The 2,358-nt window shown below is 70.6% G+C and carries 1 protein-coding gene; it reads right to left on the reverse strand.

Annotation, left to right across the window (positions count from 1 at the left end):
* The coding region (locus tag AC1DS3_RS37860) for an efflux RND transporter permease subunit (protein WP_477129276.1) at nt 1-2,358 on the reverse strand (2,358 nt) is incomplete at both ends.

Here is a 2,358-nt window from a genome sequence, read left to right on the forward strand (position 1 = left end):
GGCCCCCCCAGGCCACGCGCAAKCCCTTGGGCAGTCCGGACAGGCCCGCCACGGCCGTTTGCGCCTCCTGCACGAAGCCGGTCAGGTCGCGTCCTTCCACGCTGACCTGGATCACCGCAAAGCGCCCACCGTCTTCGTGGTTGATGCGCACCGGCCCTTCCACGCGCCGCACCTGTGCCAGGGAGGTGAGCGGCCAGGACGTGCCGTCCGGCGCCGTCACCTGCAAGCTGGTGAATGTCTCCGGCGTCTGCCGCAGGCTATCGCTGCCACGCAGGATCAGCGGCGTGCGCACGGTGCCCTCCGGCACGATGCCGATCCGGTCGCCCTCCACCTGCGCGCGCAGCAACGCTTGCAGCGCATCGCCGGAGAGCCCTGCGCGCCCGACGGCGGCGCGGTCCAGCGCGAGCGTGAGGTACTGCACGCCCTCGTTGCTGGGCGCGATCACTTCGGCCGCGCCGGGGATCTTGCGCACGCGCGCGGCGATGGCCTGCGCCGCGGTGTCGATCGCGCCGAGATCAGCGCCGAACACCTTGATCGCCACGTCGCCGCGCGTGCCGGTCAGCATCTCCGAGACGCGCATCTCGATGGGTTGCGTGAAGCCATACACCACGCCCGGGAAACGCTCCATGACGCGGCGGATGGCGATGGCGATGTCTTCCTTGCTGCCGCGCCACTGGTCCTTTGGCTGCAGCACGAGGAAGGTGTCGGTCTCGTTCAGCCCCATCGGATCGAGGCCGAGATCGTCTGAGCCGGAGCGCGCCACGATCGAGCGGATCTCCGGCACCTCGGCCAGCAGCGCCTGCTGCACCCGCAGGTCCAGGTCCACCGAGGTGGCCAGCGAGACCGACGGCGCCTTCTGCAGCTGCACGATCATGTCGCCCTCGTCCATGGTGGGCATGAAGGTCTTGCCCACCGACAGGTAGAGCGCCACCGCCAAGGCCAGCGCCACACCCGCCGAGGCAAAGACCGCGCGCGGATGCCGCCCGCTCCAGTCCTGCAGCCGGGCAAAGCCGCGTGCCACCTTGCGCATCAGGTACGGCGTCTCGTCCGCATGCGCGCGCAGCAGCAGCGACGCCAGTGCCGGCACCACGGTGAAGGCGATCGCCACCGACGACGCCAACGCCAGCACGATGGTCAGCGCCACCGGGCCAAACAGCTTGCCCTCCAGGCCTTGCAGCGACAGCAGCGGCAGGAACACGATCGCGATGATCGACACCCCGGCCAGCATCGGCACCGCCACGCTGGCGACAGCATGGCGGATCACCGCGCCGCGCAGCGCCGGGTCGGACTTGCGTTCGTGCGCCTTCGCCAACGCGGATTCGATGTTCTCCACCACCACCACCGCCGCGTCCACCAGCATGCCCAGCGCAATCGCCAGGCCGCCAAGGCTCATCAGGTTGGCGGTCAGCCCCACGTAGCGCATCAGCAGGAAGGTCGCCAGCATCGACAGCGGCAGGGTTGCCGCCACCACCAGCGCCGCGCGCAGGCCGCCGAGAAACAGGTACAGCGTCACCACCACCAGCAAGCTGGCCTCGATCAAGGCCCGCACCACGGTATTGGCGGCACGCGTGACCAGTTCACCCCGGTTGTAGAACACGTGCGTGGACATGCCCTTGGGCAGCTGCGGCGCCAGCGCATCCAGCCTGGCCTGCACGTCGGCGACCAGCTGGCGGGCATCGGCGCCGCGCAGGGCCAGCACCAGCCCCTGCACCGCTTCACCGCGGCCGTCCTTGCTGACCGCGCCGTTGCGCGTAGCCACGCCGAGCCTGACGGTGGCCACATCGCCCACCGTCACCAGCGGCATGCCGTTGCGCCCGCCCGGCGCGGCAACGGCCACCTGGCGCAGGTCTTCCACGCCGCGCACGCCGCCTTCGACGCGCACCACCCAGTTCTCGTCGCCCTGCTCCACCCGGCCGGCGCCGTCGTTGCGGTTGTTGGCGTCGAGCGCCTGGCGCAGTTGCTCCAGCGTGACGGCGCGGGCGCGCAGCCGCGCCGGATCGGGGATGACCTCGTAGCTGCGCACCTCGCCGCCCAGCGCGTTGACATCCGCCACGCCGGGCACGGTGCGCAAGGCCGGGCGCAGCACCCAGTCCAGCACGCGGCGCCGCTCGGCCAGCGAGAAGGCATCCCCCTCCACCGTGAACATGAACATCTCGCCCAGCGGCGTGGTKATCGGCGCCAGCCCGCCGATGGCGTTGGGCGGCAGGTCGCGCAACAGGCCGGCGAGCCGCTCGGACACCTGCTGGCGGGCCCAGTAGCTATCCACGCCTTCCTCGAAATCGACCGTCACGTCGCTGATGCCGTACTTGGACACCGAGCGGACGATGGTCTTGTGCGGGATGCCCAGCAGTTCCTGCT

Source organism: Cupriavidus sp. 01L46 (assembly GCF_056399905.1).